This is a genomic window from Silanimonas sp., from assembly GCF_027531545.1.
Classification (GTDB): domain Bacteria; phylum Pseudomonadota; class Gammaproteobacteria; order Xanthomonadales; family Xanthomonadaceae; genus Silanimonas.
The window spans coordinates 1-17,092 of the sequence record NZ_JAPZSC010000053.1; the positions used below are offsets into that span (position 1 = coordinate 1).

Sequence of the window (17,092 nt, forward strand, 5' to 3'; positions counted from 1 at the left end):
CGTAACCTCCCCCGTCAAGCGGACAGTTCGAAAGTAGAGCTTCTGGCGTCGTGGTGATTTCGGAACTCGGCGGGCGTCATGCCGCCGAGGGCGTCGTGGGGGCGGTGCTCGTTGTAGTCGATCAGGAAGCGCCACGTGGCCTCACGGACGTCCTCGAGACGGGCAAACAGGTACTGGTCGAGCACTTCTTCGCGGTAGGTGCGGTTGAAGCGCTCGATGTAGGCGTTCTGGTTCGGTTTGCCGGGCTGGATGTACTGGATGGCCATGCCGGCCTGCTTGGCCCATTCGACAAAGGCCTCGCCCAGGAACTCCGGACCGTTGTCGGTGCGCAACACCTGCGGCAGTGGTCGCTCCTGACGGATGCGCTCGAAGATGCGCACCAGACGCAGCGACGTGATCGACGTATCGACTTCGATGTGGATGATCTCGCGGTTGAAGTCGTCGGTGATGTTGAAGGTGCGGAACGCCCGCCCGCAGGCCAGCGCGTCGAGCATGAAATCGGCCGACCAGACCGTGTCGGGATGTTCGGGCACGTACAGCGGCACGCGCTCGCGTTTCGGCAGGCGCCGCTTGGCGGCGCGGCGCAGGTTGAGTTTCATGGCGCAGTACACGCGGTAGATCCGTTTCGGGTTCCAGTGCGGATGGGTCTTCTCAAGCAGCTGGCAGCACTTGCCGAAGCCGCGCGACGGTTTCTGTTCGACCAGCTTGGCCAACGCGGCGATCAGCTCGGCGTCGCGCACCGTCCAGTCCAGCGGCGGTGCGTACCAAGCCGATCGCGAAAGGTCGACGATCTCGCAGGACCGACGCAGGGGCCGCGCATGCACCTCGACGAGGAACCGCACCGCCTCACGCTTCTCCGCCGGCCCTACAGTTTTTTTGCGATCAGGTCTTTCATCGCCGCGTTGTCGAGTGCGAGCTCCGCGTACATACGCTTGAGTTTGGCGTTCTCGGTCTCGAGCTCGCGAACGCGCCGCAGATCAGAGGCCTCCATGCCGCCGTACTTCGACTTCCACTGGTAGTAGGTGGCCGAGCTGATGCCGGCTTGGCGGCAAAGGTCTTTGACCGGCACGCCGGCATCGCCTTGCTTGAGGATCGAGACGATCTGCGTCTCGCTGAACTTCGACTTCTTCATGGAACCTCCTGGCGGGGAAACATGCCAGAAAGCTCTACGTCTCAGGTGTCCGGGATCAGGGGGAGGTTACGCCCGGCCTCATCGCCTTCGAGATCGGCGAACGCCGCGGCCTGCCGCTGATGGGCCCGCGCTCGGAGCCCTTCGCCCGCCAGACGCTGCGCGTGCTCGAACAGAACCCCGGCATCGTGCCGCCCAGCCTCGACCTCGCCGCCGCCCGCGCCGACCTCGAGTCCCACGACCGCCTGCGCCCGCTGCTGGAGCGCCTGCAGCGCCTCACCGCCCGGGTGGACGACACCGTCGCGGCCCTGGGCAGCGACGTGATGCATGTCGCGCGGGCTATTGCGCACTGTTGACGTCTTCGCACCACGCTGCCTACCGCGCTATTCCCTCTCCGCCGCTTCGCGAGCCCTGTCCAGCGCCTCCTGCGCTTCGATGATCGCCTTCATCTGTTCCAGCAACGCGCGCTCCTCGGTGGCGGCCGACTTCTCTTTCTGAGTGATCTCGACCCGCAGCGTTAGCAATTCGCTGATCTGCCGCAAGGTGGCCTCGCTGATCTGCCAAGGCACCGATGCAATGGCGGCAGCCGGGCTGGGGCGCGTGTTGTCCACTGACACCAGCATGCCGTTGCTGAAACCCAGGTTCGACCGGTTGGTGACGAAGGCCGTCGCGTCCATGCCGATCGCATCGATCGGCGCGCCGTTGGGCACCAACAGCACCACATTGCCGATGCTCTGAGGCGTGTTGTCTCTGCCCTTCAGTGCGATGTTCACCACCAGTGGCCGTTCGCGTCGGTAGAAGACGCCGTCGCCCGAGTGGCGTGTTGCCAATGACTGTCCATCTGGAGCCACCTCACGAGGGCGGATCGGGATGCTAAGCGTGTACGAGAAGGGTTCGTCCGGGCGTCCTAGGCGGCCGCGAACAATGGCTGCGTCGCTGATCCGCCTGCTGACGTTTGCCCATTCGGCCTCGTTGATGGGGTCGATGACGAACTCAAGCTTGCGTGGCTCCCACGCAAGTTGCTCGCATCGGCTGCTGCCAGTGGTCAGGTCCTTGATGGGCGAATTCAGACTCTCGAAGTAGTCCTGGTTCGGGAGCGCGGAGGGCGACGACCAGGCGGTGATGGAGCTCGCCAGGTTGATGAGGACGCTGCTGGTCTCGTCCTTCTGTTCGATGTTGGTGGTTTGCAGCAAGCCTGATGTCGTTGTCGTCATCTTGAAGGTGTCGCTGCGGAACGCGATGGATGTAGGCTGCAGCAGATAACGCGCCGAGGTGTCCGGCACGAACTCCAGCAGCTGCACCTGCACCGAATCGACCCAGCCGCACATCGCCTTCGAATCGGCCAGCTGAAGTGCCGCAACTTCGGCTTGGTTGGCTTTCGCTTTCGCGGCCGCTTCATCCTTGGCTGCGGCAACCTCGGCTTGGCGAAGCTTCACCAGTTCGGCCAAGGCCGCGATGTAGGGCGCGTCGGTGTCCTTGATGCCGTCCCGTTTCATGGCTTCCAGCAAGCTCGCCTGCGCGGCGGTCGCCGCTTTCGCGCCGGCCAACGCCGTTTCCGCCGCCTTTAGCTTGGTGGTGGCGTCGGCGAAGGCCTGATCCGCCTTGTCATCCGCCTTGACGCGCGTGAAGGTGACCTTGGCGTAGCGCATGGGCAGGTAGTACGAAACGCCAAGGAGTGGCGATTCAGCGTTGCCGAAGGAGTCCGTGGACGACTTCGTGCCAACGCCGCTCGTCGTGCAGCCTGCCAGGAGGGCAATCGAAAGCGGAACCACGGCCGCCGAAGCGATGCGGGACGGGTGACAGATGCGCATGGATGGTTCCTTCGGGTTGGTCAGGTCGTCCTTCCACGACGTCATTCCATGCCGTGGTTGTGTTTCGAAGCTCGTGCGCGCTCCTCGACGTCTCGTCGATGGTCGCGCTTTAGGGAAGGTCTGAACAATCCGCCGAACCCTCGTGATTCCGCGGCTTGAAGGCCGAAATCGCGTCAATCCGGTCGGAATTCCACGTTTTGCCGCGCCGCCAGACGGGTTTCCCCGTCCAGCGGACGCAGTTATCCCGCCGCCGGCATCAACCGCCGGCGCGACATCCACAAGTTCGACAATGCGAACAGCGTCAGCACCTGAGCCGCGTTCTTCGCAATGCCGCGATAGCGAACCGCCGTGTAGCCGAACTGCCGCTTGATCACCCGGAACGGATGCTCGACCTTGGCTCGCACGCTCGCCTTCAAGCGCTCCAGCGCCCGGGCCTGCTTCTGCTCGCGCTTCGTCTTCATCGCCTTGATCACCGAGGGCTTTTCTGCGATCAGAAACGCGGCATCCACGTCCTTCAGTTCGTCGCGCTTGGCCACACCGGTGTAGCCACTGTCGCCGTACACCACGTCCTCCTTGCCGTGCAGCAGGCTGTGCGCCTGCGCCACGTCCGACACGTTCGCCGCCGTGCATTCCACGTGGTGCACCAAGCCCGACGCGTCGTCCACGCCGATGTGCGCCTTCATCCCGAAGAACCACTGGTTGCCCTTCTTCGCCTGGTGCATCTCCGGATCCCGCTCGCCGTCAGCGTTCTTCGTCGAGCTCGGCGCGTTGATGATCGTCGCGTCGACGATCGTGCCCGATCGCAGACTCAGGCCCTTGCGCTGTAGGTGCGCATTGACCTGCTTGAACAGCTTCTCGGCCAAGCCATGCGTCTCCAGCAAGCGCCGGAAGTTCAAGATCGTCGTCTCGTCCGGGATTTCGTCCAGCCCACCGAGCTGCGCGAACCGCCGCATGACCGGCGTGTCGACCAGCGCCTCTTCCATCGCCGGGTCGGACAGCGGGTACCACTGCTGCAGGAAGTGGATCCGCAGCATCGTCGCCAAGGCATACGGCTGGCGGCCAGGCCGGCCCATCTTCGGGTAATGCGGCTCGATCAGGGCCAGCAGCGCCTTCCACGGCACCACCTGGTCCATCTCGGCCAAGAACACCTCGCGCCGCGTGCGCTTGCGGCCTCCAAGATCCTCAGCATCACCAAACGAAAGCTGCATCGAACTCACCCTTGAAGCGATGACCGATTCTCGCCGAAAGTGGAGGAGTTGTTCAGACCTTCCTTAGCTGCTCAGCAACATCTTCATCAGGTTCGGCAGGCCATGCCCCTGCGAGTACCGGTCGCGGCGCAGGTCGGTGCAGTGTTCGAGCAGCAGCTGCTTCACCTCGTCGGGTCGGCCCAGGTACTCGCGCCGCACCGAGAGGAAGGCGGCCAGCAGGCCCGACACGTTCGGCGTGGCCATGCTGGTGCCGCTCTCCTCGCGATAGCCCGGGAATTCCTCCGTTTTCGATGCGCTGGCGGCGCAGGAGAGCACGCGCTCGCCGGGCGCGACCACGTCGGGCTTGGCCCGGCCGTCGGCCGTGGGGCCGCGCGAGGAGAACGCGGAAACGCCGTAAAGGGCCGGCTTGTCGCCGTTCACCGAGCCCACGGCGATGGCGTCCTCGAGGTTGGCGGGGTCGCCGATGGCGTGGCTGTGGTTGATCCACAGGTCCTCGCCCTGTGATTCCACCTCGATCATGCCCTCGTTGCCGGCGGCCACCACCACCAGCACGCCGTCGCGCCACTGCCGCCGAAGCTCAGCGCAAAGCGGCGAGTGGCCGCAGCCGTAGGTGTCCGAGTCGAAGGGGCCGCCCAGGCTCAGGTTGATGCCGTGCACGCTGAGGCGGCTCTGCCCGCGGTTGGTCTGCTCGATGTGGTCGAGTGCCTTGATGATCCAGGCGTCCTCGCCGGCGCCGTGGTTGTCGAGCACCTTGTAGACGACCAGCTTGGCCTCGGGCGCGGCGGACGAGGCCGGCACCGACGGGTCGTCGGGCCAGCCGGCGATCAGCCCCGCCACGTGCGTGCCGTGCCCGTGCCCGTCGCGGGCTTTCGCCGGCGTGACGGGGCGGGGTGCACCGCGCTGCGTGCAGTCCCAGACTTCCTTGATGGTGTCGAAGGCGGCGAAGTGCGGATGGTTGCCTTGGATGCCGGTGTCGAGCACCGCCCAGGTGACGCCGGCACCGCGGGCGGCATAGGCGGCGCGTGCGGCGTCGATCTGCAGCGCGCGGACGGAAGGTGAGGGCAGGGCGGGCGTGGCCGAGGTCTTGCGCTTCGGCCGCTTCGTGGCCAGGGCGAGTTTGCGGCTGTTCCGCCAGATGGCGTACACGCGGTACTGCTGCCGCTCCTTCGCCACGCGCATCAGCTCGTCGGCGGTGAGCCGGGCGGCGACGAAGCGCGTGAGCGGCTCGATGCAGGCCTCGTCCTGGTGCGGCTTGAGCATTGCGGCGAGCTTCGCGGCCACCTGCTCGCTCGGCGTGCCTTTTCCGGGCTTCCAGCCGTCGGGCGCGGCTTCGAGTACCTCGATGAGCACGGGGTGGCGGCCTTCCACCTCCATCAGCTGCGCCACGTCCTTGGCCATCAGGAACGCGGCGTGCGTGTCCATGCCCGAGGCGCGGCCGATCACGCGGCGCACCGCGCTGTGGGTGAGGTAGAGCGAGATGCCGTGCGTCAGGCTGCCGTTGGCCTTGTCGGGGTTGAGCGCGAAGAGGGTCTTGTCCTCGATCTGCGAGTCGACCCGGCCATGCGGTGAAAAATCCGGGGCGATCCGGCGGTCGAGTGCGACGAAATCAAGGATGCCGGCGAAGTTGAACCAGCGCCCCACCACGGGCGGGCGCTGCAGCGTGGTGTGGCCGAGCTCGAGCAGGTGGTCCTGCACTTCCTGCAGGCCCAGCGGCGAGCCGAGGGTGACGAGGGTGAGGCTTCCGAGCTTTTCGATCTCGGTTTGGGTGAGGGCGTTCAGCACGTCCCAGGCGATCATGCTGCCCTGGCTGTGCGCCACGATGACGGCGCCGGGCTCCGCCTTCATCAGTTCGGCCTTGAAGCGCTGCCGGATGGCCTTCCGCTTGGCCTCGTCGAAGAGGTAGATCGCGGTGTCGCGGAGGAATTTCTCGATGGCGGCGCGGCTCAAGCGCATGCGCGCGCCACGCGGCAGCGGGATGACGCGGGTGCCGAAGCGGCCGCTGCGGCGTGCGTCGGGTGAGGCCTCGAGCTCGTCCAGCAGTTCGAGCGCGAAGGCCATCGCGTCCTTGTTGGACGACAGCGACGTGCCCTGCAGGGCCGCCTCGGCGATGTTCAGGTCGTTGGATCTCGACGCGGTCTTCTTCGGCCCCACCGCGCCCTTCGGCGGGTCCTTGGGCACGAGGTCGGCCCAGTAGGCCATCGCGGTGCGGCTTCCGAGGTCCTTGCCGGCGAGGGCGAGGTCCCAGAGGCGCTTCAGGTCCTCGGCGCTCTGGGTTTGGAAGATCCCGTGGACGTAGATGATCCCAGCCATGGCATCGGTTCCTTCGGGCAGCGCTCGAAGCGCGTGATTGGATTGCTTCGACGGGGGGTGCGGGGGCGCCCGCATTGTTTGCCTGAATCTGGCGTGGTTGGGGGTAGGAGATTTCTTACGATGCTGTAGGAAAACCCCCTCGCCACCGGGCTGGCCCGCTGCTGCAGCACCTCGGCGATGCTGGCCACGCCCAGCAGGTGCGCGAGCTAGCGAATGGCGGTGCCCTTGCGCACTTGCCCGTGGTGGGCGGCGCGGGCGGAGGTGAAAGGCGTTGGCCAACAGCGATCAATCGCCGCCAAACAGCTCGTACTCGGAACGGTGCGAAAGAATGAAAGCCACCTCGCGGGGCAGAGCCACCAGCCATTGCCGGATGCGTTCTGCCTCCTTCGGGTCGTCAGGCAAGCAGCGCATCGCATCGCGGACGGAGAGCGGGGCCACGGCGTCCTGGTAGATCGCGTCTTCGGAGACATCGACCTCGCGCCCGGCTCCGAGCGGCCGCAGGTCGAGCCACGCGTGGCCCAAGGTGCTGGCCACCACGTAGGTGCCACGGGATTGCGCGAGGGCGATCAGGGTGTGGTCGAAAGGCATGGGTTCATCCCAATGGGGCGGGGGATGCTGCACAAATGCAGTGCGGCGAGCGCGCCGGCCTCGCGCATCGCTTCGAACTTGCCCGTCATGAGGTGAGGCGGAAGACCTCGGCCAGCAGCGGCGCCAGCGCCGAGGGATCGGCGCGGTTGAGCATCGTGGCGTAGACCACGAGGGCCTCGCGTTGAGTGGGCGGGGTGAGGCGGTCCATGCGCAGTCCTGTGCTGAGGTGGAGGCCTCAGGCTCCCGCGCGGGCGTCTCAGGGGTTGAGAGCCCGACCTCACAAGGCTTCGAACACCTGCAACAGCGCCGGCTGCCAGTACTCCCGCGCGATGCGTTCGTAGGCGGTCTCAGTGGGGTGGGACTCGTCCACCAGCCAGCGCATCAGCGACTTCTTCTCGTCGAGGGCCGTGAGCCCCGCCGTGGCGGAGGGGCCGCGGTTCTGCGGCTCGTCGGGATTGGCGAAGATCGCATCGCCGACGAAGAGACCGCGCAGCTGCGCGTGCAGGTCGGTGGGTTTCAGCGGTAGCTGGAACCACGAATCACCGAGGCAGTGCACGCGCGGCAGCGCGGTCGTTACGTGCGCCTGGTGCGCGCGGCGTCAGTGGGGTTGGTTGAGGCGATCCCAAGCGTCGCGGGCCGCGTCCTTGGCTTGGTTCCAGCCGAGCGTCGAGGTGCCGGTGCGCGTGGTCCACTGTCGGGAAAGTTCCAGCTCGGCGTCGTCGAAGCTGCGGCCCGGATGGCGGCTGGCGGATTCGACGCCGAAGCCATACGCAGGGCCGTAGTCGTCGTACGTGGCGCCTTGGTTGACGTAGTGGCGGCTGCGGAAGTTCTCGCGCCAATAGGCGTCTTCCTTGGTGGGGTCGATGGCTTCCGCCACGCCCTTGCCGGCGAGCCCGCCAACGACGGCGCCGGTGGCCAGGGGGTGGGCACCGGGAGCGCCGGTGATCGGATCGGGATTGGTGGCGCTGTTGGCAGCGATGCGCGGGTCTTGGGGGGTGTTCATGGGGGGAATCCTTGCGGTCGGGGGGCGTTGGGAGGGGGCGCGGCGGGTCAATGGAGCGGGTCGCTCCGGAATACGTTGAGGATGGTGATCAACAACGCGGCACCGACCAGCGACACCGCCAAGCCGATCGGGCTGAAAACACTCTGGTTGATGGTGCCGATGCCGATCAGTGGCGTGAGCAGCCAACCGCCGAGCATCGCGCCGGCGATGCCGACGACGACGTTGAGGACGATGCCTTGCGAGTCGTCGGTCTTCATCAGCCAACTGGCCATCCAACCGATGACGCCGCCGACGACGAGCCAGATCAGGATGTTCATTGAGGGAATCTCCATCGTCCGGGGGAAGCCCCCCCGGGCGGGATGCCCGAGGGGTCGACGACGATGCTGGGCGCGTGGCGGGGTAATGTCGGTGCGTCGGCGCACGTTCGACACCTTCACCCCGCGCGAAGGCGCGCGCCCGGATGCTCGAGCTCTACGACGGCTACGTGCATGGCCGCTTGAGCCGGCGCGATTTCCTCGACCGCGCGGCGCGCTTCGCCGTCGGTGGCCTGACCGCCGCGGGCCTGCTTGCAGCGCTCACGCCCGATTACGCGCTGGCGCAGCAGGTGAGCTTCACCGACCCCGGCATCCGCGCCGAGTACGTGCGCTACCCATCGCCGGACGGCCACGGCGAGGTGCGCGCGTACCTCGTGCGGCCTGCGGGTGTCGAAGCACCGGTGCCCGGCATCGTTGTGGTGCATGAGAACCGCGGCTTGAACCCGTACATCGAGGACGTCGCCCGCCGCGTGGCGAAGGCCGGCTTCGTGGCGCTGGCGCCCGATGGCCTGAGTTCGGTGGGTGGCTACCCGGGCAACGACGAGGACGGCCGTCGCCTGCAGCAGCAGGTCGATCCGGTGAAGCTGATGAACGACTTCTTCGCCGCCATCGACCACCTGCGCACGAGTGGGCTGAGCAACGGCAAGGTCGGCATCACCGGTTTCTGTTACGGCGGTGGCGTCTCCAACGCGGCGGCCGTGGCCGACCCGGCGCTGGCCGCGGCGGTGCCGTTCTACGGCCGGCAGGCCAAGCCCGAGGACGTGCCGCGCATCAAGGCGCCGCTGCAGCTGCACTTCGCCGAGACCGACCCCAACGTCAACGCCACCTGGCCGGCCTACGAGGCCGCGTTGAAGGCCGCGGGCACGGTGTACGAGGCCCATGTGTACCCGGGCACCAACCACGGCTTCCACAACGATTCGACCCCGCGATACGACGAAGCCGCCGCGGCCCTGGCCTGGGAGCGGACGATCTCGTGGTTCCGGCGCCATCTGGCCTGAGCGGGGCGGGCAGGCAGAGGGCCGTTCAGGGGCGCCCCCCCGGAAGCGCGTAGGATGGGGCCTGCTTCAGGTTCCTTCACGCGTTTCGCACGGCCCTCCGGGCCGCTCGTTCCGCTCCCCCTCCTGCGTGGCCGCGGTGCGGCGCACGCCTCCTCGGGAGCACCGGCATCTCCGGTTACACCGCTCGAATCATCGACGTCGACGTGTTGGGCGATGCCTACCGGCTTCGCGTCCTCACCGACCACCAGCAGTTCGCCGACCCGGACGGCGACGCCGAACGGGCGGGCATCTCCAGCGCCCAATGGCCCCTGTTCGGGCAGCTCTGGCCGGCCGGCCAGCGTCTGGCCGAGGCCATGCGCGAGTTGGACGTGGCGGGCAGGCGCGTGCTCGAGCTGGGCTGTGGCATCGGCCTCGCGAGCCTCGTGCTGCAGCGGCGCGGCGCCGACGTGCTGGCCACCGACCTGCACCCGCTGGCCGAGACCTTCCTCGCCTACAACGCCGCCCTGAATGGCCTGCCCGCGCTGCATTACCGCCGGCTGGGCTGGACGAGCGCACGGCCGAGCCTGGGCCGCTTCGACCTGATCATCGCCGGTGACGTGCTGTACGAGCGCGGCCAGGCGGAAGTGGTGGCCCAGGTGATCGCTGATTACGCCGCCGACGATGCGGACGTGATCGTCACCGATGCCGGGCGCGGCTATGCCGCCAAGCTGGGCAAGGCCCTGTCGGGACACGGTTTCCTGCCGATGGCGGCGACCGCGGGCGATGCCTCGCGGATCGGGCCCGTGGCCACGCTGCGCTACCAGCGCCTGCGGTGCGCCGCATGAACGCGAAACGCGCGGGCGAAGCGGCTGACTGCCGCCACTGCGACGCCGTGTGCTGCCGGCTCACCGTCATCGTCGATGCGGAGGACGGCATCGCCGAGCACCTCACCGAGCTCACCGACGAAGGCCTCACCGTCATGGCCCGCGACGAGGATGGCTGGTGCGTGGCCATCGACGGCGCGCGCATGAACTGCTCGATCTACGACGCGCGGCCCGAGGTGTGCCGTCGCTTCCACATGGGTGGCCCGTATTGCGAGGCCATCCGCGAGGACTACTACGGCCGTTCCGATGGCCGCGACATTCCCCTGCAACTGATCGGAGACGCTCCATGACGACCCGCTCCTTCATGCCGAACGCCAGTTCGTCGGCGCCGCCCTACCAGCGCAAGGCCGAATCCGCACGCACGCTCACGAGCGCGCACATCGACGCCCACCTCGCGGCCTTCGAGGCCGCTGGCGGGAAGGTGGAAGTGCTGGCCACCACGACGGTGCTGAAGCGCATCCAGGCCGAGCCCGTGACGGCGAAGCCGGAAGACGCCGCGAAGTAAGCGGCGAATCAATCCGAAGCGCGCCCGAGGGGCGCGCTTCACGTTTTCAGCGTGCCGCGGGGGCCACGTCCTGCCCCGGCTGGTCCGGCGGCGGGATGCGCTGCGCCGGCGGCTGCACCACCGGGGAGGCCGCGAGCTTCTCTTTCAGCATGGCGAGCGCCGTGTCGAGCTGGCGGTCGCGGCCGCCGTAGGACTCGCGCGGCAGGTTGTCGACTTCGACATCCGGGCTGACGCCACGGCCTTCGATCAACCAGCGGCCATCGGCACCGAACTGCCCGAACTCGGCGATGCGCGCGATGCCGCCGTCGCTCAGGCGATTGCGATCGGCGAGCCAGATGCCCGCGCCACTGGTGCGCGTCCCCACCACCGGTCCGAGGCCCAGCGCCTTGACGCCCGCGGCGAAGGTTTCGCCGTCGGAGTAGGTGAGCGCGTCGGTGAGCACGACGAGGTGGCCGCGGAAGCTCTGCTGCATGTTCCAGTACGGTGCCTGCCCCGGCGGCTGCCAGAAGGCCCAGGTGCGGCGCAGCAGCGCCGCGATGATCCACGAATCGATGTTGCCACCACGGTTGCGGCGCACGTCGATGACGAGGCCTTCGCGGTCGACGTTCGCGTAGAAGTCGCGCACGAAGCTGGCGATGTCGTTCGGGCCCATCGCCCGCAGGTGCAGGTAGCCGATGCGGCCTTCGCCGGCGCGCTCGACGGCCTCGATGCGGCCCTGCACCCAGTCCGAGTAGCGCAGGGTGGTGTTGCGCACGGCGTCGACCGGCACGACGACGGTGCGGATTTCGCTGCCGCCGCGTTCGAGCGTCAGCAGCACCTGCTGGCCGGCCTGGTGGTGCAGGGCGGCGGCGAGTTCACCGGCGTGGCGCACGGCGCGGCCGTTGACGGCGACGAGGCGATCGCCGTCGCGCGCATCGACGCCGGGCTGCGCCAGTGGCGCGCGCTCCGACGGCAGCTCCGCGTCGGTGCGGTAGATGCGGGCGATGCGCAGGCCTTCGGCGGTCTGCTCGAGGGCTGCGCCGAGCATCGCCGGTGCGGCGGCCTCGGCATCGACCGGCAGCTCGCTGCCGCGCACCTGCGAATGCAGGATGCCGAGCGGCGCGATCATCTGGGCCAGCAGGTCGTCGAGCTCGGCGCGGTCGGTGACGCGGGCCAGCAGGGGCTCGTACTGCGAACGCGCGGCCTCCCAGTCGAGCCCGCGCATGCGGTCGTCGAAGCTGAAATCGCGGTGCATGCGCCAGGCGTCGTTGAACATCTGCGCCCATTCGCGCGGCGGATCGATGGGCAGGCGCCAATCGGCCGTGCGAACGATGTTCGGGCTGAGGTCGGGGGGCAGCTTCGGGCCGGCGTCGACGATGACGAGGATCGGGTCGGTCTCGCCGCGGCGCTGCACGAAGCCGATCCGCTTGCGGTCGGCGCTGATCTGGGCGCTTCGCACTTCGCCGGCCAGCACCTCGAGCGTGCTGCCCTGGGCGGCGATGCCGAAGGATTTCAGCACGCCACGATCGCCCTCGCGGTCGAGCAGGTAGAGCCGGTCGGTGCCGACCAGCAGTTCGCTGTAGTTGCCCGCCGGCACGGGGGCCTCGAAAAGCCGCTGCGCGAGGCCGTCGACGACGATGGCTGCAGCGCTCGCGGCATCGTCGTTGCCGTTGCCCGGCGTCGGCGCGGACGCCGTCGCCGGGGCGAGTTCATCGGGCAGGGTGAACGGGAAGCGCTGGCCGGGCTGCAGGGCCAGTGCATAGACCTTGCTGCGGCGGTCGAAGCCGGGGCCGGTGTTGCGGTCGCCCCAGGGGCCGCCTGGCGAGGCGACGAAAGCGCGGTCGGAGAGGAAGTACAGCCAGCGGCCGTCGGGCGAAAAGCTCGGCGCGTAGGACACGTAGCGGTCGCTGGTGAGCACGGTCGGCGCGGCATCACCGAGGCGGTACAGCACGATCTGGTCGCGGGCGGCGCGGGTGTCCGCGCGCGAGAACGCGAGTGCGCGGCTGTCCGGCGACCACGCGATGCGGCCATGCGGGTCGTCGCCGCCCCAGCGGCCGCGATCGAGGAGGGTGTTGCGGCCGGTGGCGAGGTCGAGCAGGTGCAGCGCGCCCGATTTATCGGTGTGCGCGAGCTGCTTGCCGTCCGGCGACAGCGAGAGCGCCCAGCGGTGGTGCGTGCCGTCGCGCGTGAGTGCCTTCGCTTCGTTCGAGCCGTCGGCGGCGAAGCGCCAGATCTCGGGGCGGCCGTCGTGGTCGGCGATGGCGTAGACGAAGCGGCCGTCCGGCGAGAGCACGGCCTCGCGCGCGCGGTGCTGCGGCGGGATGGCGACCTCGACGCGACGTCGCGGGCCGGGGCCGGCCAGCGCGACGCGGCCGCGAACCGTCACGGCGAAGCGGTCGCCCTGCGGGGCCAGCGTGGCCGATTCCAGGAAGCGCAGCGGGCGCTCCAGCCAGCGTTCGCGGCGGCGTTCGAAGTCGGAGACGAGGGCGATGTCGAGCGCGCGGTCCTCGTTGCTGGCGGGCGTGTAGGCCTGCAGGTCGGCACCGCGCTGGTAGACGATGCGCGTGCCGTCGGTGCGCGCGGCGCGCACGTCGAAGGGCGCATGCCGCGTGTGCTGTCGGCGGTCGCCGCCTTCCGCATCCATCGACCACAGGTTGTCGTGGCCATCGCCATTGCCGATGAAGTACCAGCGGCCGCCCAGCCACATCGGGCTGTGCATGGCGCCATCGGCATCGCTGCCGAGGCGGCGGGCTTCGGCGTCGGTGGACGGGTCGTAAAGCCACAGCTGGCCCATCGCGCCACCGCGGTAGCCGCGCGCGTTGTCGCCGTTGATATGCGCGCCGAAGCGCGTGAACAGCACGCGGCTGCGGTCGTCGAACGCGGCTTGCTGGGCGTCGTGCAGGGGCAGTTCGCGGGTGGCGAGGGTGGCCGGGTCGACGAGGCGCAGCAAGCGGCGCAGCGTGGGGCCGATGAGATCCTCGCTGCTGTACACGACCTCGCCCTTCGGCGACCAGCCGTGCACCTCGACGCGGCCGCCGTCGAAGCTCAGGCGCTTCGGCAGGCCACCGTCGATCGGCATCGTGTAGACGTCACCGGGGCCCTCGTACTGGCCGACGAAGGCGATGCTCCGGCCGTCCGGCGACAGCGCCGAGTGCGTTTCCTGGCCCGCATGCGTGGTGAGTCGCCGCGCTTCACCGCCCGCCAGCGGGGCTGACCACAGGTCGCCTTCGGCCGTGAACACCACCGTCTCGGCGTGCACGGCGGGGAAGCGGTAGTAGCCGGGCGTGGCCGAGGCAGGCAGCGCGGCGGCGAGCAGGGTGGCGGCCACGAGGGCGCGGGCGGCGAACGGTCGGCGCATCGGCGAAGTCCGAAGAAGTCAGCGCGCATCTTCGCCCGAACGGGCGTGAAGCCGGCAAGTGCGGCATGTCCTACAGGTACGGCCACCACATGAACGCGACGGCGGCGGCACTGCCGGCGGCGGTCAGCCCGGCGAGCGCGAACAGCGCCGCGGCCGCGACGTTCGGTGCGCGCGGCGTCGGTGCGCGCTCCGCCGCAAAGTAGAGCTGCAGCAGGGCCAGCGGCAGGAGCCAGCTCGCGAAGCTCACGCCGAGGAACACGACGCCGTCGTAGTGCATCTCGACGCCGAACGGCATCAGGCCGAGCCCGGCGAGCATGATGCCGATGCGCAGGAACCAGACGCCGTTCACCAGCACCCAGGCGCGCAGCGCCTGCCGCCGATGCGTGGCGATGTCGCGCTGCAGGGCGCTGCGCCAGGCCAGCGCGACGAAGGCGAGGATCAGCACGCCGTTGAGGCTGGTCGAGAGCGCGCTGGACAGGTTGAGTTGCGAGCCCCGCACCCAGGTGAGGTAGAAGCCCGTCACGCTGGCGACGAGCGCCGTCAGCATGAAGAGGCGACCGTTCCAGCGGTGCAGCGCCGGCCAGCGTCGGCGGATGGCGGGCACGAGCTGCAGCAGCCCGCTCAACGTGACCAGTGCGCCGAGGAACACGTGCGCCACGAACTGGCTGTTGCCGACGGCGTCGCCCGGTACCCAGCCGCTGACATGCGGCTTGCTGTTCATCGCCAGCGGGTCGCCGTGCAACAGGGGCGGCGTGAAGAAGAGGACGATGAACGCGATGAAGGCCCACTGGCCGGCGGCGGCCGTCATGAACCAGGTGGCGGCGGCCATGGACAGGCGTCGACGGGCGAGGGTGAGCGTGTCTGGGCAAGTGGCGGGGGCTTCGGTCATGGCGTGGCTCCGGCATGGGGGAGCGCCGACCTTCGCGAACCGCCGTGCGGCCTGTCTCGCCGGATCGGAAATCGGCCAGCGTGACCAACGGCAGTGGCCGCCGGTGTCGGCCGGGGCGACCCTCGCGCCGTTGACGTGAACGGGGGGCGGGTGATGAACGCGGTGGAGGACCTGACCTGGGGCGTGGTGGGCTTGGCCTTGGCCTCGGTGCTGGCCTTGCTCGGCCGGCGCCGCAAGAGCGATGCCGAACTGCTGTTCGCCGTGTTCTGCGCCTCGATGGCGATGGTCCTGCTGCGACCCGGCCTCGGTGACGTGCCGACGGCGGTCACCGCGCTGGTGACGCTCGGCGCCTGCGCCACCTGCAACGTGTACTGGCTGGTCGCCCGCGCGCTGTTCCGCGGCGACGGTGGGGTGGGGCGGGGGCACCTCGCCGCGGCCTTTGGCATCGCGGCGCTGATCGTCGCCTACCGCGCCGCCGAGGCGGCGGGGGGCGGCATCGGCTTGGGCGCGTTGGGCGACCTGCTGACGCTGGCGACGTCCACGGTGCTGGTCCTCGCCTTCGTCGAAGCCCTCCGCGGCTGGGCCAGCCTGCCGCGCGACGAGCGTCGGCTGCGCGCCGGCTTCATGCTGGTTTACGGCGGCTGCCTTGTTGGCGGCACGGTCTCGGGCGCCTTGGCCAGCGCGTCGCCCGAGTGGGCGCCCGTGCACCGGGGCGTCGTGCTGGGCTGCGTGACGGCCATCCTGCTGTTCACCCATGCCGCGCTGCTCTGGCGTCGTCGCCAGCCTTGGCCGCGGTCGCCGGTGCCGGCGACGGCCGCGATGCCGGCGACCGGCGTGCCCGCGGCCGGCATCCCACGGGAATCGCGCGGCGCGCCGAGCGACGAGGACCGGGCGCTGGCTGCGGCGATCCGCACCGCTTTGGAGCAGCGCGCGCTGTATCGCGAGCCCGAGCTCAAGGTGGCCGATCTTGCCGAGGCGATCGGCAGCGTCGAGCACAAGGTCAGCCGCGCGATCACCCAGGGCCTGGGAGAACGCAACTTCAACCAGCTGGTGAACGGCTACCGGATCGCGCACGCGTGCCGGCTGCTGCTCGCCCACCCGTCGCGCTCGGTGCTCGAGATCAGCGGGGACAGCGGCTTCGCCTCGCTCGGGCCGTTCAACCGCGCCTTCAAGGCAGCCACGGGCACCACGCCCAGCGCGTGGCGGGCCGCGCAGCGCGCGTCGTCCGCCGATCTGCCGCCGACCACCCCTCCGGTGGCGAGCCCCTCGAACGCAAGGCCACGCCTCGCATGTCCATCGTCCTGACCGATCTCGCCAAACCCCGCCTGTTCCCGCGCGAGCCGCGCCGAAACACCATCCAGGACATCACGCCCGAGGCGTTCGTCGCGCACCTCAACACCGTGCCGCCGCTGAAGGTGTTGGACGGCTACGCGCCGTTCTGCAAGCTGCACGTGCACCGCAATTGGACGAGCACGCGCTGCCTCGTCGTGCCGATCACCGACGACAACCGCCACTTGCTGCGCTCGGCCTACGAGGCGCGCACCAAGGCCGAGCTGCCGGTGCTGAACCGCTGGTTCGAAGACGTGGAGCCGCCGGTGGCCGACTACCTCGTGGTGATCCTCTACGACCGCGCGCAGATGGTGAAGGAGGGCACGCCGATCGACGCCGACTGGGGCATCGTCGGCTGCATGTACACCAGCGAGCCGGCCGAGATCCCGATGGCGCCGATCACGATGATGCGCAACGCGCTGGGCGTGGACGAAGGCGGCAGCGGCGTACCCATCGACCGCGAGGCGTATGCGAAGAGCGTGGCGTTCTGGGAACGCCACGCGAATTGGCGGGGCTAGGGTAAGCCTCGCCGGTCGATGACCGGGCAACGCTCGTCTGCGGAGCTCTCGTCCGAGGGGCGTTAGTGGTCGATGCGAATAGAGTCGATTGCCTGCGTAAAGCGGCAGCATCAATCGCGAGACGATTGTTCTTTCCGTTTGAACAAGATGCTAGGGAAGGTCTGAACAATCCGCCGAACCCTCGTGATTCCGCGGCTTGAAGGCCGAAATCGCGTCAATCCGGTCGGAATTCCACGTTTTGCCGCGCCGCCAGACGGGTTTCCCCGTCCAGCGGACGCAGTTATCCCGCC

The 17,092-nt window shown here is 68.9% G+C and carries 18 protein-coding genes; 7 read left to right on the top strand and 11 right to left on the bottom strand.

The features are described 5' to 3' along the window. Nucleotides 1-14: 14 nt before the first annotated feature. Nucleotides 15-1,132 (bottom strand): IS3 family transposase gene (locus O9280_RS16160; RefSeq protein WP_298345147.1). Its coding sequence is split into 2 segments (ribosomal slippage): nt 15-880 and nt 880-1,132, totalling 1,119 coding nucleotides; the frame shifts between segments, so codons are not numbered across the junction. 119 nt (nt 1,133-1,251) lie between these two features. Between O9280_RS16160 and O9280_RS16165 the strand changes: the two genes are divergently transcribed. Continuing rightward, nucleotides 1,252-1,485 (top strand): hypothetical protein, encoded by a 234-nt coding sequence (locus tag O9280_RS16165; RefSeq protein WP_298345149.1) that lies wholly within the window; start codon nt 1,252-1,254, stop codon nt 1,483-1,485. Nucleotides 1,486-1,512: 27 nt separating this feature from the next. Here O9280_RS16165 and O9280_RS16170 read toward each other — a convergent pair whose 3' ends face one another. The 8 genes from O9280_RS16170 to O9280_RS16205 form a co-directional block, all read right to left on the bottom strand. Further along, entirely contained in the window at nt 1,513-2,985 is a 1,473-nt protein-coding gene (locus O9280_RS16170) for a hypothetical protein (protein ID WP_298345151.1), read from the bottom strand. Between the two features lie 194 nt (nt 2,986-3,179). Then, nucleotides 3,180-4,148 carry an IS5 family transposase gene (locus O9280_RS16175; RefSeq protein WP_298345154.1) on the bottom strand — a complete coding sequence of 323 codons (969 nt, stop codon included), beginning with the start codon at nt 4,146-4,148 and terminating at the stop codon, nt 3,180-3,182. A gap of 63 nt (nt 4,149-4,211) precedes the next feature. After that, nucleotides 4,212-6,458: a S8 family peptidase gene (locus tag O9280_RS16180; RefSeq protein ID WP_298345157.1), complete on the bottom strand. Its 2,247-nt coding sequence runs from the start codon at nt 6,456-6,458 to the stop codon at nt 4,212-4,214. Between the two features lie 285 nt (nt 6,459-6,743). Further along, on the bottom strand, nt 6,744-7,046 hold the full coding sequence (locus O9280_RS16185; RefSeq protein WP_298345160.1) for a hypothetical protein: 303 nt from the start codon (nt 7,044-7,046) through the stop codon (nt 6,744-6,746). Between the two features lie 85 nt (nt 7,047-7,131). Continuing rightward, complete coding sequence (locus tag O9280_RS16190) at nt 7,132-7,254, bottom strand: hypothetical protein (RefSeq protein ID WP_298345163.1); 123 nt, start codon at nt 7,252-7,254, stop codon at nt 7,132-7,134. 69 nt (nt 7,255-7,323) lie between these two features. After that, entirely contained in the window at nt 7,324-7,602 is a 279-nt protein-coding gene (locus tag O9280_RS16195) for a hypothetical protein (RefSeq protein ID WP_298345168.1), read from the bottom strand. 42 nt (nt 7,603-7,644) lie between these two features. Further along, on the bottom strand, nt 7,645-8,049 hold the full coding sequence (locus O9280_RS16200) for a hypothetical protein (RefSeq protein WP_298345172.1): 405 nt from the start codon (nt 8,047-8,049) through the stop codon (nt 7,645-7,647). Between the two features lie 47 nt (nt 8,050-8,096). Next, nucleotides 8,097-8,366 (bottom strand): GlsB/YeaQ/YmgE family stress response membrane protein, encoded by a 270-nt coding sequence (locus O9280_RS16205; protein ID WP_298345174.1) that lies wholly within the window; start codon nt 8,364-8,366, stop codon nt 8,097-8,099. A 143-nt stretch (nt 8,367-8,509) separates the two neighbouring features. On the opposite strand from O9280_RS16205, the gene yghX reads away from it, so the two are divergent. From yghX to O9280_RS16225, 4 genes are all read left to right on the top strand, one after another. Continuing rightward, nucleotides 8,510-9,361, top strand: coding sequence for a YghX family hydrolase (yghX, locus tag O9280_RS16210; protein WP_298345177.1), 852 nt, complete (start codon nt 8,510-8,512; stop codon nt 9,359-9,361). Nucleotides 9,362-9,564: 203 nt separating this feature from the next. Next, the gene (locus tag O9280_RS16215; protein ID WP_298345181.1) at nt 9,565-10,185 is read left to right on the top strand and encodes a methyltransferase domain-containing protein; all 621 of its coding nucleotides are present in this window, start codon (nt 9,565-9,567) and stop codon (nt 10,183-10,185) included. Then, entirely contained in the window at nt 10,182-10,514 is a 333-nt protein-coding gene (locus tag O9280_RS16220; protein ID WP_298345184.1) for a YkgJ family cysteine cluster protein, read from the top strand. Before O9280_RS16215 ends, O9280_RS16220 begins: the two co-directional genes overlap by 4 nt. Next, on the top strand, nt 10,511-10,729 hold the full coding sequence (locus tag O9280_RS16225) for a hypothetical protein (RefSeq protein WP_298345187.1): 219 nt from the start codon (nt 10,511-10,513) through the stop codon (nt 10,727-10,729). Before O9280_RS16220 ends, O9280_RS16225 begins: the two co-directional genes overlap by 4 nt. A 46-nt stretch (nt 10,730-10,775) precedes the next feature. On the opposite strand, the gene O9280_RS16230 is transcribed toward O9280_RS16225, so the two are convergent. Next, nucleotides 10,776-14,066 carry a S41 family peptidase gene (locus O9280_RS16230; RefSeq protein ID WP_298345190.1) on the bottom strand — a complete coding sequence of 1,097 codons (3,291 nt, stop codon included), beginning with the start codon at nt 14,064-14,066 and terminating at the stop codon, nt 10,776-10,778. Nucleotides 14,067-14,136: 70 nt separating this feature from the next. Continuing rightward, nucleotides 14,137-14,955, bottom strand: coding sequence for a DUF2306 domain-containing protein (locus O9280_RS16235; protein WP_298345193.1), 819 nt, complete (start codon nt 14,953-14,955; stop codon nt 14,137-14,139). Between the two features lie 153 nt (nt 14,956-15,108). Between O9280_RS16235 and O9280_RS16240 the strand changes: the two genes are divergently transcribed. Both O9280_RS16240 and O9280_RS16245 read left to right on the top strand, forming a co-directional pair. Beyond that, on the top strand, nt 15,109-16,260 hold the full coding sequence (locus O9280_RS16240; RefSeq protein ID WP_298345197.1) for a helix-turn-helix domain-containing protein: 1,152 nt from the start codon (nt 15,109-15,111) through the stop codon (nt 16,258-16,260). Then, entirely contained in the window at nt 16,245-16,802 is a 558-nt protein-coding gene (locus O9280_RS16245) for a DUF3228 family protein (RefSeq protein ID WP_298345202.1), read from the top strand. Before O9280_RS16240 ends, O9280_RS16245 begins: the two co-directional genes overlap by 16 nt. The last annotated feature ends 290 nt before the right edge of the window (nt 16,803-17,092 follow it).

What these genes read in the sequence shown, in the direction of transcription:
- O9280_RS16180 (WP_298345157.1), bottom strand. Translation starts at nt 6,458, where the DNA reads ATGGCTGGGATCATCTACGTCCACGGGATCTTCCAAACCCAGAGCGCC.
- yghX (WP_298345177.1), top strand. Translation starts at nt 8,510, where the DNA reads ATGCTCGAGCTCTACGACGGCTACGTGCATGGCCGCTTGAGCCGGCGC.
- O9280_RS16220 (WP_298345184.1), top strand. Translation starts at nt 10,182, where the DNA reads ATGAACGCGAAACGCGCGGGCGAAGCGGCTGACTGCCGCCACTGCGAC.
- O9280_RS16165 (WP_298345149.1), top strand. Translation starts at nt 1,252, where the DNA reads ATGGGCCCGCGCTCGGAGCCCTTCGCCCGCCAGACGCTGCGCGTGCTC.
- O9280_RS16245 (WP_298345202.1), top strand. Translation starts at nt 16,245, where the DNA reads ATGTCCATCGTCCTGACCGATCTCGCCAAACCCCGCCTGTTCCCGCGC.
- O9280_RS16200 (WP_298345172.1), bottom strand. Translation starts at nt 8,049, where the DNA reads ATGAACACCCCCCAAGACCCGCGCATCGCTGCCAACAGCGCCACCAAT.
- O9280_RS16175 (WP_298345154.1), bottom strand. Translation starts at nt 4,148, where the DNA reads ATGCAGCTTTCGTTTGGTGATGCTGAGGATCTTGGAGGCCGCAAGCGC.
- O9280_RS16225 (WP_298345187.1), top strand. Translation starts at nt 10,511, where the DNA reads ATGACGACCCGCTCCTTCATGCCGAACGCCAGTTCGTCGGCGCCGCCC.
- O9280_RS16170 (WP_298345151.1), bottom strand. Translation starts at nt 2,985, where the DNA reads ATGACGTCGTGGAAGGACGACCTGACCAACCCGAAGGAACCATCCATG.
- O9280_RS16190 (WP_298345163.1), bottom strand. Translation starts at nt 7,254, where the DNA reads ATGGACCGCCTCACCCCGCCCACTCAACGCGAGGCCCTCGTGGTCTAC.
- O9280_RS16240 (WP_298345197.1), top strand. Translation starts at nt 15,109, where the DNA reads ATGAACGCGGTGGAGGACCTGACCTGGGGCGTGGTGGGCTTGGCCTTG.
- O9280_RS16235 (WP_298345193.1), bottom strand. Translation starts at nt 14,955, where the DNA reads ATGACCGAAGCCCCCGCCACTTGCCCAGACACGCTCACCCTCGCCCGT.
- O9280_RS16205 (WP_298345174.1), bottom strand. Translation starts at nt 8,366, where the DNA reads ATGAACATCCTGATCTGGCTCGTCGTCGGCGGCGTCATCGGTTGGATG.
- O9280_RS16230 (WP_298345190.1), bottom strand. Translation starts at nt 14,066, where the DNA reads ATGCGCCGACCGTTCGCCGCCCGCGCCCTCGTGGCCGCCACCCTGCTC.
- O9280_RS16185 (WP_298345160.1), bottom strand. Translation starts at nt 7,046, where the DNA reads ATGCCTTTCGACCACACCCTGATCGCCCTCGCGCAATCCCGTGGCACC.